Origin of the sequence: Paraburkholderia panacisoli (genome assembly GCF_008369935.1) — a bacterium.
In the GTDB taxonomy this organism is placed as follows: Bacteria; Pseudomonadota; Gammaproteobacteria; order Burkholderiales; family Burkholderiaceae; genus Paraburkholderia; species Paraburkholderia panacisoli.
This window is the reverse complement of the sequence record NZ_VTUZ01000051.1, coordinates 1-12328: the sequence shown is the minus strand read 5'-3', so window position 1 is coordinate 12328 and position 12328 is coordinate 1. Positions and strand designations below refer to the sequence as shown.

Annotated in this window: 14 protein-coding genes and 1 pseudogene; 10 read left to right on the top strand and 5 right to left on the bottom strand. The window is 58.2% G+C overall.

What is annotated here, in order from left to right:
- Positions 1 to 62 precede the first annotated feature (62 nt).
- Positions 63 to 810, top strand: a pseudogene (locus tag FVF58_RS42480) (aminotransferase class I/II-fold pyridoxal phosphate-dependent enzyme); the annotation flags it as partial.
- Between the two features lie 393 nt (positions 811 to 1203).
- Here FVF58_RS42480 and FVF58_RS51960 read toward each other — a convergent pair.
- Both FVF58_RS51960 and FVF58_RS42470 read right to left on the bottom strand, forming a co-directional pair.
- Positions 1204 to 1377, bottom strand: coding sequence for an ATP-binding cassette domain-containing protein (locus FVF58_RS51960; RefSeq protein WP_188131120.1), 174 nt, complete (start codon positions 1375 to 1377; stop codon positions 1204 to 1206).
- Positions 1378 to 1379: 2 nt separating this feature from the next.
- Positions 1380 to 2150 (bottom strand): MOSC domain-containing protein, encoded by a 771-nt coding sequence (locus FVF58_RS42470; RefSeq protein WP_149675616.1) that lies wholly within the window; start codon positions 2148 to 2150, stop codon positions 1380 to 1382.
- A 594-nt stretch (positions 2151 to 2744) separates the two neighbouring features.
- Between FVF58_RS42470 and FVF58_RS54355 the strand changes: the two genes are divergently transcribed.
- Positions 2745 to 2870 carry a hypothetical protein gene (locus FVF58_RS54355; protein ID WP_281291349.1) on the top strand — a complete coding sequence of 42 codons (126 nt, stop codon included), beginning with the start codon at positions 2745 to 2747 and terminating at the stop codon, positions 2868 to 2870.
- 97 nt (positions 2871 to 2967) lie between these two features.
- On the opposite strand, the gene FVF58_RS51955 is transcribed toward FVF58_RS54355, so the two are convergent.
- Together FVF58_RS51955 and FVF58_RS42465 are read right to left on the bottom strand one after the other, a co-directional pair.
- Positions 2968 to 3123: a hypothetical protein gene (locus FVF58_RS51955; protein WP_158608233.1), complete on the bottom strand. Its 156-nt coding sequence runs from the start codon at positions 3121 to 3123 to the stop codon at positions 2968 to 2970.
- 388 nt (positions 3124 to 3511) lie between these two features.
- Entirely contained in the window at positions 3512 to 3856 is a 345-nt protein-coding gene (locus tag FVF58_RS42465) for a hypothetical protein (protein WP_149675615.1), read from the bottom strand.
- Positions 3857 to 4192: 336 nt separating this feature from the next.
- On the opposite strand from FVF58_RS42465, the gene FVF58_RS51950 reads away from it, so the two are divergent.
- Positions 4193 to 4351, top strand: a complete 159-nt coding sequence (locus FVF58_RS51950) for a hypothetical protein (protein ID WP_188131119.1) — start codon at positions 4193 to 4195, stop codon at positions 4349 to 4351.
- Here the strand turns inward: FVF58_RS51950 and FVF58_RS55025 are convergent.
- A complete protein-coding gene (locus tag FVF58_RS55025; protein ID WP_425469020.1) occupies positions 4327 to 4902 on the bottom strand; it encodes an IS1096 element passenger TnpR family protein in 576 nt (191 codons plus the stop codon). The two genes, FVF58_RS51950 and FVF58_RS55025, sit on opposite strands and share 25 nt — an antisense overlap.
- Positions 4903 to 4969: 67 nt before the next feature.
- On the opposite strand from FVF58_RS55025, the gene sapR reads away from it, so the two are divergent.
- From sapR to FVF58_RS42420, 7 genes are all read left to right on the top strand, one after another.
- Positions 4970 to 5845: a sap1 transcriptional regulator SapR gene (gene sapR, locus FVF58_RS42450; RefSeq protein ID WP_149675613.1), complete on the top strand. Its 876-nt coding sequence runs from the start codon at positions 4970 to 4972 to the stop codon at positions 5843 to 5845.
- 5 nt (positions 5846 to 5850) lie between these two features.
- Positions 5851 to 6417 (top strand): D-alanyl-D-alanine dipeptidase, encoded by a 567-nt coding sequence (gene ddpX / locus FVF58_RS42445; RefSeq protein WP_149675612.1) that lies wholly within the window; start codon positions 5851 to 5853, stop codon positions 6415 to 6417.
- A gap of 69 nt (positions 6418 to 6486) precedes the next feature.
- On the top strand, positions 6487 to 8094 hold the full coding sequence (locus tag FVF58_RS42440; RefSeq protein WP_149675611.1) for an ABC transporter substrate-binding protein: 1608 nt from the start codon (positions 6487 to 6489) through the stop codon (positions 8092 to 8094).
- Between the two features lie 11 nt (positions 8095 to 8105).
- Positions 8106 to 9176 (top strand): ABC transporter permease, encoded by a 1071-nt coding sequence (locus FVF58_RS42435; RefSeq protein ID WP_149675610.1) that lies wholly within the window; start codon positions 8106 to 8108, stop codon positions 9174 to 9176.
- A 58-nt stretch (positions 9177 to 9234) separates the two neighbouring features.
- On the top strand, positions 9235 to 10149 hold the full coding sequence (nikC, locus tag FVF58_RS42430) for a nickel transporter permease (protein WP_149675609.1): 915 nt from the start codon (positions 9235 to 9237) through the stop codon (positions 10147 to 10149).
- 1 nt (position 10150) lies between these two features.
- The gene (locus tag FVF58_RS42425) at positions 10151 to 11032 is read left to right on the top strand and encodes an ABC transporter ATP-binding protein (protein ID WP_149675608.1); all 882 of its coding nucleotides are present in this window, start codon (positions 10151 to 10153) and stop codon (positions 11030 to 11032) included.
- A complete protein-coding gene (locus FVF58_RS42420) occupies positions 11029 to 11796 on the top strand; it encodes an ABC transporter ATP-binding protein (RefSeq protein WP_149675607.1) in 768 nt (255 codons plus the stop codon). Before FVF58_RS42425 ends, FVF58_RS42420 begins: the two co-directional genes overlap by 4 nt.
- Positions 11797 to 12328: the final 532 nt, after the last annotated feature.

The following is a 12328-nucleotide window of genomic DNA, read 5'->3' as shown; positions in this document are numbered from 1 at the left end:
GACTGTGCAGGGGGGCTTAACTGCGTCGCCCAGGGGTTTTCCCGGTTTCGCTGACGGATGTGCTCGACCGCGCGATGGACATCGTCCGGTTGATGCGCGAGGAATTGCAAAGCAGGCCCGAGTTCTTGAACCTCGGCGAGGGCTTCCTCCGTCGAACGGTTGAAAGAAATACGGATAAACCAACAGCGTGTCATACGCACCGGTGCCGGTTCGTTGTTTCGAAATGGAAGCCGGTTTGGCCAGAGCAGCGGCACCTCAGATTGTCCTGACGCACGGGGCAAACCAGCCGATGGACCTTATCATCCGGTACTTTGTCCGTTCAGGGACATCGTTGTTGTGGATGACCTTGGCTACTATCCGCTACTCGGAAAACTCAAGCTGAGTATAGCGAATATCGCGGGCGTCCCGAGAAGAGTCGATGGCCCTGATATCGAAGTACTGGGAGGAGTTATTCAAAAAACACTGTTCAAGGCGCTGTTCAAGGCTGTTTTTCACGCAGTCGGTGGCACACAATCCGACGGCGACTGACATCAGCGCTGCCAAGGCGCATCGTGTGCTTCGGTTGGCGGAGGTGCACGCGTCATCGTGGTCGAGAACGATGCGCTCGCTGACCTGAAGTCGCGATCTGCCACACGAATCCCGGTGCTTGACCAGCTACGACGAACAATCTACCTCGGTAGCTTCTCCAAGAGCGTATCGGCCGCCCTACGTGTGCGATTCATCGCCTGCGACGTGGACCTGGCGAGCGACCTCGCCGACGTGAAAATGCTTACCCATGTAAGCAGCTCCGAATACTGTGAGCGTTCTATGAAAATACGGAGGTGAGACAGCTCCGGCGACGGTTTGATCAGCGGGACAAGTGACCAACTTCCACAACCCGGAAAGCAGACTTTTCCCTTGGAGCCGCAGGTGTTGACGGCCATCCAGAATTGATCCACCTGAGCCTATAGACTCCTGCCAGCAGTGCCATGCCTTCGTCGTCGAGATGTCGCGTGGTCTTACTGCCGCCGAACAGGCTCCTTGAGAGGCCGTGACGTTTTTGCAGGGCGATCTTCACGTTATCCAGGACTGTCATCTCCGGGGAGATGACAGATTTCTGAAGTGACCGAACCATTCCTCGGTCCGCTATCGCGGCAGGCGGAGTCTGAGTGATGTCCTTGCCGTCCAAAAAAATCTCACCCGAAGACGGTGTGACGAACTTGGTCAGGAGATGAACATCATCGTCTTACCTGCGCCGTTCGGCCCGATTAGTGCGTGTATATCGCCGCGCCGTATTTTCAGATTGACGTCACAGATAGCTCGAAAGTCGAGGAATTCCTTGCAGAGGCTGCACTTTTCGAGCGCGTAGTCGGATGACTGTGTCGATGGGCTTTTCATCACTAATTCTCCAGGACTATTTTGTCGCCCGGCTTGATGGTCCCCCCTGTCAACACCTCTGCGTAGATTCCGAGATCTCCGTGGTTGACGTAGTCCTTGATCTGGAGCGGAAGGTCGATATCGCGCTCGCCAGTCGCGGGGTTTACACTCGTTGCTGCGCAGCGCTTGGTGCGTCTCACCACTTTGAGACGTGCGTCACCGATGCAGAAGTGGCGGTCGAGCCACTCCATCTCGGCCCACGCAGGAAGCCCGTCGAAGTAGACGTTCGCGCGAAAACGCACGGGATCAAGTTCCATACCAACTCGCTCAACCAAATCGCGGACGGTCGCAAGGTTGATGAAGGAGATGCTGCGCATCAAGGCAACAGAGTGAACGCTGACGTCAGTGAACTGGTGCCCGGGCGCGTGAACGACCTTCGGAGTTCCGGGAAGTGGCACCCCAAGGAAATCTCTCATAAAAAACGCAGCCGTCTCCTTCCCGTCGTCGGTGGCGAGATCAAAACGGGCGGTTGACCCATGGTGCTCGACTTCGAGTTCGCTGGTCTCTGCAATCAGGCGGGTTTTCAACTGGGCCAGCCGTTCGTATTTGGCCAGCATCAGAAATTTCGTCTTCGGCTCGGGGGTGGGATTGCCCGGGTCGAATACAAATGAACCGTCAGTAATGGCATATGCGCGGTCAAGCGGAAACCCTTGTGCCTCTTGCAAAAGAACAGATTGCAGCGACTCTGGGGATAGTCCTTTGACTGGATACCGTTTTAGACAATCTACGAACATGGCGGGCTCGGGCTGAGTGAGTTCGGGTACGCATCAGCGCACAAGTAAATCGTTGAGCGCGTTGGCTGGCGGCTGTTTCCGGGCGACGGAGCGTTGTTGGACGCCGGAGTGGGCGGCGGACCGCGAGGGTAGGCAGATGTGCCACCTCACGTCCGAGGCGGCTAAAGCTTAGGGAAAATCCTCAGTCATGGATTGCGGCAATCTCATCTTATCGGGCAAACCATAAATCAGGCGGGTATTTCGGACGCAACAGACCGTTTCGGACCAAAACCCACGATTTCGGCAACGTGAACGGGGAAGAAAGCAGACTTGGCGTCTCGATACCGCAAAAGCAATTCACGCCCATGATTTGACATAAAAGAAATGATCGACGTTTTAATTCGCAATCCTATGTTTACTGGGCCGAAGAGGTTTCAATTTGTGCAGGAGGCTGCTGCACAAATTTTGGATTCGGCCATGCCTTCAGGTTGCGCGGTGACAATTTGCGCAAGGCGGGGAGGGCTGGCTTGCGCTGGATCAGTGTGACGACACGCTCTTCAAGTTTCTGATGATCGAAACGTCGAAGGGGAAGATTGCCTGTCTCACGAGGCTACGATGAAGCGTCTCGAATTGGCGATTGGTGACCTGGCCAAGGTGTTGAATGCCGTGGACATGGAGGCTGACTGGTCGCTGGAGGAGCCTGAGCAGGCGTCAACTCCGTTACCATCGCCTGATATGTGAATCCGAAATCAGTAGCTCAAACCCGCCAGTTCTCTTCGGAGCCTGGCGGGTTTTTCTTTGCCTGCGGGGCGCGGGCTACATACAGCGGTGGAGTCGCTCAGCCGTTCAGTTGCGACTCGACGTTCAGGACGATCCGTGCGACCGGGTTGTTGTCGGCGGATTGCGGCGCGAACTTGATCTGGGCGAAGGTGACGATACCGAGAGCGACGACCAGGAGTGCTCCAGACGCGGCGATGCGGGGAAGGTATTTCACAGGGACCTCATTTTGATGGTGTAGACAGAAACTGGGCGAAGCTGACAGGCGTGTCGAATCACCTTCAGCGGCATGTCTGTCCGCAACCCGGCAACGCCGGACGCGGTCGTCAGATCGCACTTGCCGATCGGACGGGGCTTGTGCAGTGCACTATAACACGACCGTCAGATCGCACCTACCGATCGCACGGGCTTGTGCAGTGCACTATAAACGGTTTATCCGCGTGCCCAGTGCGACATCCTGTCGCCAGCGGATGCCTAATTGCTTGAGCGTTTCGTGTATGAAAGATTTCTGTAGGCCGTAACGTGCCGACATGCTATGTGGGCGATTCTCACAGGCACGGACGATGTCGAGGTGGCCGCCTCGACAATCTCCCCGCTGGAGCCCGCTAGATCTCGGCTACATTGCGCAGCTTGGAGCTGCGCTCTGCTTGCTTCTCGAGGAAGCGCTTGTAGTGCGCCTCCAGGTAGACCGCCTGTTCTGCTGTGGGCGTCTTGCGCAGACGCGTATGGTCACCCACCAGACGGGCACTTTCCGCCTCGTCGATCGCATCAGAGAAGAGCAGATTGCCGGTCTTGGGGTGGACTGACATAAGGTAGCCGACGTAGACCTTGTCCAAAGTGCCCGCGGGCAGCAAGCCATTGCCCTGGTCCAGCTTCTCTACATCGGTGCTGTCCTTCCATGGCTTGGCATGATTCGCGACCAGCGCTCTCAAGGTGTAAGCGCCGGTCACTGCACACTGGCCCTCCCAAGAGACCGCGCCGAAGCTGGGGCTGAAGTCGGATCCCAGCGAACATGGCCGATGCGGAGCTTATAGTGGGTCGATGGACTCCGACCCTTCCGTTCTCCAGTTGCGAATCAGTCTGCGCGGCGTCGGCCCGCCAGTTTGGCGTCGAGTGTTGATTCCCGAGCAAATTGCGATTGCGCAACAGCATCAGGGTGTTGCCGTCATTTCTTGTTCGATTGGCGCGTCTGGTGTGGTTCTTCGGCCGCTCCCGAAAGCATAGTGATAGCACGCCGCCGTTCGCGAAGACCGCAAGGAGGCTGATCTGCATGGCAGCCTCCCCGGTTGGCAATTCGCCTGGGCGGACAGCTTACCGCGCGCCAGTGTCTGCAGGCGTTCGTTCGCCGCCAGACGGTCGAAGTGCCGATCCAGCCAGATCAGCCAGATCAGCCATTCGTCGGCCTCGACGCGCAGATCGTTCAGGTCAATCTGGCCTCCGCGTAAAGTCTCAATCCGCTCGAGAAATTCGTGCTCGCCACGAACTTTTCGGGGCCGCTTGTATCTTCCAGCGGGCAATGCCCGGCGCCCGCGACGCAGCGCGGTAACGGTCTTGACCGCTGGTTGCACGTTCGCCTTTCGGCGCGCACGTCATGTAACCACCACGAGGTGAAGTCATACAGGTGGGCAAAGCGGTCATGTTCGTGCAGGCCAATGGCGGCCAACGACAGGGTGTCTGGGCCGTCGAAGACTTGCAAAGCACCGTCACGATGTCCGCCGTAACGCCCATCTGCGGGATGATGAACCGGTGCAGGTGTTCGTCGTTCAGCTCTAAATATTGTCGCGGAAATGTCGATTCGACCTGCCGTACCGTCAAGCCCGGACGTTCGGCTGCACGGCCGGGCTTGAGCCCGATGTCCACCACGGCCTGGATCACCGGTCGTCGGTCCTTTCTCAGGTTGTGTGCAATCAGGAACGTTCAGCGAGCAACGCGCCTTCTCGCTATTGGCTTTCGTGATCCGATAAAAAAATGAAGTTAGCACTCGCCTTATTGTCATTGTTATATACATATCAGTTCGCCGAGCAATGCCGGATAACTAACGAGAAGACCGGAAACACGACTCGATGTCCACCGCATTCGCTCATACAGTCGAAGCGAGTTTTGCGACGCTGACGCCCACGGCCAAGCGCATTGCCAGTTATATGCTTGCGAATCTGGAGCGCCTCGGTCCGGAGACGGCGGATCAGATCGCGCAACAGACGGGCACGAGCGGCATTTCGGTCGAGCGCTTTGTGCGCAGCGTCGGCTATCGCAATCTCGACGACCTGAAGCGCGAATCCCGCGGTGCACAAACACGGCCATGGTTCATCACTGATCGCCTCGACGCCTGGCGCAGCGAGCGCCTCGACGGCTACGCGAACGGCGTGGAAGACACGAGTGACACGGCGCTCGCGCATTCGCTCGATCTCGATGCTATCCGCTATGTGTGCCAGCTCGCACTAGGCGACACATTCGCCCGCGTCGGGCAACGCATTGCCGCTGCGGATGCCGTCTTTATTCTCGGCATTCAATCGACGCGCGGCATTTCGAATGCATTTCACAGCTACCTCGAATATCTGCGGCCACGTGTGTTCCTTTCCGCCGGCATGTCAGGCTCGTATGTGGAGTCGCTGAATTCGGAGTTCGCGTCGCCATATCTGATCGTCACCGACACGGGTGCCTATTCGCGCATCGCGCGCCGCTATTGCGAGGCGGCGGCACGGCGCGAATTGCCGTTCGCGCTCGTCACCGATCTCTATTGCCCGTGGGCGCGAGACTTCGCCTGCGATCTGCTGCAAGTGAAAACCGATGTCGGTCAGTTCTGCGATTCGCTGGCGCCGCTCACTTGCCTGTTCAACCTGCTGATTACGTCGATTGTCGAGCGGCTCGGCTCCACTATCGACAAACGTGTCGCGCACAACCGCGAGTTGCAACGCGAACCCGATCAATTCGATCTTTGACAATCATGTCCGATACACCGCACCTCATTCACATCACACCGGAAACGCACGGCGTCGAAGTCGACCTCGTGTATGCGACCGATCGCAATTTCACCGGCAAGGCGATCTACAAGGAAGCGCACGCCCTGCTGCTCGCGCCCGCTGAAGCCAGATTGCGCAAAGCCGTCGAACTTGCTGAAAGCGTCGGCATGAAGCTGCACATTTTCGATGCGTACCGTCCGCCGCAAGCACAAAAAGTACTGTGGGATTTTCTGCCCGATCCCACGTATATCGCAGAACTTGGCCGAGGCTCGAACCATAGCCGGGGTACGGCGCTCGATCTCACCTTGATCGACAGCAACGGTGAAGCGCTCGACATGGGCACGGGCTTCGATGCAATGATCAAGGAGTCCGAGCACTTCCATCACGGATTGCCGCAGGATGTGCAGCGCAATCGCCTGCTGCTGCTTGGCATCATGCATGCGGCAGGATTCACGCATATTCCGAGCGAATGGTGGCATTATGAAATTCCGGGTTCGCGCTCGCTGCCCGTTATTGACAATACCGAAAGCGGCCCTCTGAAATTGATGTAATCGCGTTCTGGTTCTTTGCTGTCCGTTTGCGGGTTTCTCACCGCTTTTCCCTCTCGATACGGAGCGAGTATGAATCTGGTTTTGCGCAATGCGCTGGCGGCAGTCGCGGTCGTGTCCGCACTGACGCTTACGATGACGACAACAAGTACTGCATTGGCGGCGACGCCGAAAGACATGCTGGTGATCGCCACCACGCTCGACGAATTCTCGACGCTCGATCCCGGCGAAGTCTATGAACTCGTGCCGGAAGAATATGTCGCGAATACCTATGACCGACTGGTGCGCGTCGATCTGAAAGACCCGGCGAAATTCAATGGCGATGTCGCGCAATCGTGGACGGTCAGCCCTGATGGACTCACGTTCACGTTCAAGGTTCGCCCGGGTCTCAAGTTCCACTCCGGCAATCCTCTGACAGCCGATGATGTCGCGTGGTCGATCCAGCGCTGCGTGCTGCTCGATAAAGGCGCGGCGGCCGTATTGCAAGGCATTGGCCTGACCAAAGACAACGCGCTGCAGAACGTGAAGAAGATCGACGACTCGACCGTCAGCATTACGACCGACCAGAAATACTCGCCCACATTCGTGCTGAACGTGCTGGGTGCGTGGCCCGCGTCAGTGGTCGATAAGCAGCTCCTGACGTCGCATCAGAAGGGCAACGATTTCGGCAACGAATGGCTGCGTACGAACGAAGCGGGCTCTGGCGCGTACAAGCTCGTCAAATGGACGGCGAACGACAGCATCGTCCTGCAGAAATACGACGGCTACCGACTGCCGCTCGCGATGAAACGCATCGTGATGCGTCATGTGCCGGAAGCCGCGAGCCAGCGCCTGCTGCTCGAAAACGGCGACGCCGATGTCGCGCGCAATCTGAGCCCCGACGATCTCGCCGCATTGACTAAGGCCAACAAGGTGCAGGTGATGTCGATGCCGCAAGCGACGTTGCTCTACCTCGGCCTTAACGTGAAGAACCCGAATCTCGCGAAGCCGGAAGTGCAGGAAGCCATGAAATGGCTGATCGACTATGACGGCATTCAGAAAAACGTGACGAAGAGCACGTTCAAGACTCATCAAACGTTCCTGCCCGAAGGTTTCCTCGGCGCGTTGAATACCAATCCGTATCACCAGGACGTTGCCAAGGCCAAGGCGCTGCTCGCCAAAGCGGGCTTGCCCAATGGCTTCAACGTGACGATGGATGTGCGCAGCGCTTACCCGTACAACGAAATTGCGCAAGCTGTACAAGCGAATCTCGCGCAAGGCGGCATCAAGGTCGAGATCATTCCGGGCGACAACAAGCAGACGCTCGCGAAGTATCGTGCGCGTCAGCACGATATCTATATCGGCGAATGGTCAGCGGATTACATCGACCCGCACAGCAATGCGCAGGGCTACGCATGGAATCCAGACAACTCTGACAAGTCTGCGTACAAGATGCTCGCATGGCGTAATTCGTGGGACATTCCCGATCTGACGAAACAGACCAATGCGGCGCTCGCCGAATCGTCGACGACAAAGCGTGCGCAACTCTATCAGACGATGCAGAAGGAAATGCTCGCAAAGTCGCCGTTCGTCATCATGTTCCAGCAGGTGTCGCAAGTGGCGATGCGTCCGGGCGTGTCGGGCCTCGAAGTCGGTCCAATCAACGATCTCGTGTCGTATCTGCATGTGAAGAAGCAGTAAGCGCGCGAAACATGTCGACGACGACCACTCCTATTGACCAGATACGCGCTGCGTCCGCGCGCAGCGCGACCGTGCGCTGGACGTTGCGCGTGCTGCGCTGGGCGCTCACGCTCGCCGTCACGTTCACGGGCTTGCTGGCCGTGACCTTCGTGATCGGCCGCAAGGTGCCGATCGATCCCGTGCTCGCAATACTCGGCGATCGCGCGTCGGCGAGCGCTTATGCGGCCGCGCGCATTCAGCTTGGACTCGACAAGCCCCTTGCCGAGCAGTTTTTCATCTATGTGCGCGCCGTGCTGCACGGCGATCTGGGTGTATCGCTGCTGACGGCGAATCCCGTGCTCGACGACATCAAGCGCGTCTTCCCGGCCACATTGGAACTCGCGACACTGTCGACAATCATCGGCGTATTGGTCGGTGTGCCGCTCGGCGTGATTGCTGCGACACGGCACAACCGCTGGATCGATCACGTCGCGCGTTTCATCGCCCTGATCGGCAGTTCAGTGCCCGTGTTCTGGCTCGGTCTGATGGGACTGCTGTTGTTCTATGCGAAGCTGCATTGGGTGTCGGGACCAGGAAGAATCGACCCCGTGTTCGATGGCATGGTCGATACGCACACGGGCAGCCTGTTGATCGATTCGCTGATCGCGGGGGAATGGGATGTGTTTTTCAATGCACTGTCGCATATCGCGTTGCCCGCTGCGATATTGGGCTACTACTCGGTCGCCTATCTGAGTCGGATGACGCGCTCGTTCATGCTCGACCAGTTGAACCAGGAGTACATCACGACGGCACGCGCAAAAGGCTTGTCCGAGCGGCGAGTCGTGTGGGTGCACGCATTCGGCAATATCGCGGTGCCGCTGCTGACGGTGATTGCACTGTCGTATAGCTTTCTGCTCGAAGGCTCGGTGCTCACCGAAATTGTATTCGCGTGGCCGGGCATCGGTTCGTATCTGACGGGCGCGCTGCTCAACGCTGATATGAATGCCGTGCTCGGCAGCACGCTCGTGATCGGCATTACTTTCATTGCGTTGAACCTGCTGACGGATGCGCTCTATCGCGTGCTCGATCCGCGCGCCCGCTGATGCAACGGAGATCTGCAACGTGCGTCCACCTGTTGAAACTTCAGCTCAGGACTTGCCGATGAACGTGCCTCGCTCAACGTGGAGAGCCTGGTTGCTGACCGATACGCCAGCTTCGCGCAGGCAGGCGGCGCTCGGTCTTGCGTATCGGCGCTGGCGGCGTTTCTCGGGTAATCCACTATCGGTGTTCGGTCTGTCGATCCTCATGCTGCTCGTGATCGGCGCCGTCCTCGGCCCTTGGATCGCGCCGCATGATCCGCTCCGGCAGGTGTTGTCCGACCGTCTGTTGCCGCCCGGTTCGACCTCTCATTGGCTTGGCACCGATCAGCTCGGACGCGATATTCTTTCGCGCATCATTTACGGCTCGTACCTGACGCTGTCGATTGCGATCCTCGTTGTCGTGGTCGTCGTGCCGATCGGCTTGATGATCGGCACGACAGCAGGCTTCTTCGGAGGCTGGGTCGATAACGTGCTGATGCGCGTGACGGATATCGCACTAGCGTTCCCGAAGATCGTGCTCGCACTCGCATTCGCTGCGGCATTGGGGCCGGGTGTATTCAATGCGGTGATCGCTATTTCGATTACCGCGTGGCCCGCGTATGCGCGTCTTGCACGCGCCGAAACGTTGAGGCTCGTGCAAGCCGATTTCATACACGTTGCGCGGCTGCAAGGCGCGTCAAACCTGCGCATTCTGCTGCGCTATATCGTGCCGCTGTGTTCGTCATCGGTGATCGTTCGTGCGACGCTTGATATGGCTGGTATCATTCTGACCGTCGCAGGCCTTGGTTTTCTGGGGCTTGGCGCACAACCGCCCAGTCCCGAATGGGGCTTCATGGTCGCGTCGGGCCGCAACGTGCTGCTCGACGCGTGGTGGGTGGCGACGATCCCGGGCTTCGCGATTCTGCTCGTGAGCCTCGCATTCAATCTGCTCGGCGACGGCTTGCGCGACGTGTTCGATCCCCGCCATGGAGACTGATATGGGCACGAACGAGACGCGCTCGCCTCTCTGTGAAATCGACGATCTGCGCATCGCATTTCGCACGCACGACGGTACGCTGAATGAAGCCGTGCGCGGTCTCTCTCTGACGCTGAATAAAGGCGAGCGGCTTGGCATCGTCGGTGAATCGGGTTCGGGCAAGTCGCTGACCGGCCGCGCGCTGCTCGGACTTCTGCCGCCTGCCGCGCATTGCACCGCGAAGAGGTTGCGCTTCGACGGAAATGATCTGCTGAATATGCGCGCCGACAGGCGCCGCCGTCTATGCGGTCAGCAAATGGGCATGATCCTGCAAGATCCGAAGTACTCGCTGAACCCGGTGATGACTGTCGCGCAGCAAATGCGCGAGGCGTTCGCACTGCATAATCCGAAGCTTAACCGGCGGGAGATGCGTGAGAAGATCATTGCGACCCTCGAAGCGGTGCATATCCGCAACCCCGCGCGTGTGGCGGATTCATATCCGCATGAGCTTTCTGGCGGCATGGGACAGCGCGTGATGATCGCGATGATGGTATCGACGGGACCACGCCTGCTGATCGCCGATGAGCCGACCAGTGCGCTCGACGTGCTCGTATCGATGCAGGTGCTCGCCGTACTCGACGAGATGATAGCCAAACATGATACCGGCCTCATTTTTATCAGCCATGACTTGCCGCTCGTGATGTCGTTCTGCGATCGGGTGGTGGTGATGTATGCGGGGCGTGTCGTCGAAACATGCGCGGCGCGCGATCTCGTGCATGCACAACACCCTTATACGCACGGGTTGCTTGCTGCGAATCCGCCGCTTGCCAATCCACCTGCCGAATTGCCCGTTCTGTCGCGCGATCCTGCATGGCTCAACGATACGCAAGGAGCGTCCGTATGATCGACGTCGATGCGTTGACAGTGCGCTTCAAGACGGTCGCGGGCGCAGTCGATGCCGTCCGCGATGCGAGCTTTCATGTAGCGCAAGGCGAAGTGTTCGGGCTCGCCGGTGAGTCGGGTTCCGGCAAGTCGACCATTCTTCGTGCGTTGAGCGGATTGACGCCTATCGCGCAGGGCACGTTGCGCATTGCGCAGCAAGGCGGTGTCGCGCAAAAGTGCGCTGTGCAAATGGTGTTTCAGGACCCATACGGCTCGCTGCATCCACGCTTCACTGTTGATCAGACATTGCGCGAACCGTTGCGTATCAACGGCATCTGCCACCATGAAGAACGTATCGTCAATGCGCTGCGTGAAGTCGGACTCAATGCGTCGTTTCGATTTCGCTATCCGCATCAGCTATCGGGTGGGCAGCGGCAACGCGTGGCGATTGCGCGCGCGCTGATCGTCGAGCCGCGTGTGTTGCTGCTCGACGAGCCTACATCGGCGCTCGATGTCTCCGTGCAAGCTGAGATATTGAACTTGCTCAAGCGCCTGCATCGCGAGCGTAATCTGACGATGATTCTTGTCACCCACAATCTCGCTGTCGTGAGCTTTCTGTGCTCGCGTGTCGCGATCATGCGCAATGGCGAGATCGTCGAAGAACTCGATGTGGAGAAAATCAGAGCGCAGCAGGTCGATAACGAGTATTCACGCAGCCTGTTGCTCGCGACGAATGGCTATCAGCGCAAGGCTGTCGACGCGTTGGGTATCGACACGGCTCGTTAAAGGAGTTCGTGTCTGCGACGGTCCAGGCAAACACATACACCAGGCCGCAGCAGACAGAAACACGCACCACACAGACCGGAACAGCACCGACATATTTCCAGGCCATTGATATCGCCGCACCGCGCGACGTCGTCACGTGTTCCAGTTCCGCGACTTGGGGTAATCGTCCGAATCGTGCAAATTGTGGCGATTTGCACGAAGAATTTCCGACAGATCAAAGACTTGTGTAATTTATGATCGGGCGCTGTCCAGGAAGCCGCAAACCCTTGTTGGGCAAGCCTCAGCGGCCTGCAACCGCCAGATATTGCACGGGAAGTACGAATACCCCTGGATGCGTTATCTGCATATATACATGTTGATTCTTGGCACCTCGGGCATCGTGTTGCGAAGGTTTGTTCTTCAACTCTTCCCTTTATTTATAGCGGGGAAGTTATCCACAGGCGCCGCTATTCGCTGAAGGGCTGTTGCATCACCGAAGTGCACCGTCTGTTGCGCGGTTGGGCGTGCGACTGCGCAACAGCGGCGGCCTGGT

Bases quoted from the DNA above. Each gene is read 5' to 3' on its own strand.
- FVF58_RS42435 (WP_149675610.1), top strand. From the start codon at position 8,106: ATGTCGACGACGACCACTCCTATTGACCAGATACGCGCTGCGTCCGCG.
- FVF58_RS42470 (WP_149675616.1), bottom strand. From the start codon at position 2,150: ATGTTCGTAGATTGTCTAAAACGGTATCCAGTCAAAGGACTATCCCCA.
- FVF58_RS42440 (WP_149675611.1), top strand. From the start codon at position 6,487: ATGAATCTGGTTTTGCGCAATGCGCTGGCGGCAGTCGCGGTCGTGTCC.
- ddpX (WP_149675612.1), top strand. From the start codon at position 5,851: ATGTCCGATACACCGCACCTCATTCACATCACACCGGAAACGCACGGC.
- FVF58_RS51960 (WP_188131120.1), bottom strand. From the start codon at position 1,377: ATGAAAAGCCCATCGACACAGTCATCCGACTACGCGCTCGAAAAGTGC.
- FVF58_RS54355 (WP_281291349.1), top strand. From the start codon at position 2,745: ATGAAGCGTCTCGAATTGGCGATTGGTGACCTGGCCAAGGTGTTGAAT.
- FVF58_RS55025 (WP_425469020.1), bottom strand. From the start codon at position 4,902: ATGACAATAAGGCGAGTGCTAACTTCATTTTTTTATCGGATCACGAAA.
- FVF58_RS42425 (WP_149675608.1), top strand. From the start codon at position 10,151: ATGGGCACGAACGAGACGCGCTCGCCTCTCTGTGAAATCGACGATCTG.
- sapR (WP_149675613.1), top strand. From the start codon at position 4,970: ATGTCCACCGCATTCGCTCATACAGTCGAAGCGAGTTTTGCGACGCTG.
- FVF58_RS42420 (WP_149675607.1), top strand. From the start codon at position 11,029: ATGATCGACGTCGATGCGTTGACAGTGCGCTTCAAGACGGTCGCGGGC.
- nikC (WP_149675609.1), top strand. From the start codon at position 9,235: ATGAACGTGCCTCGCTCAACGTGGAGAGCCTGGTTGCTGACCGATACG.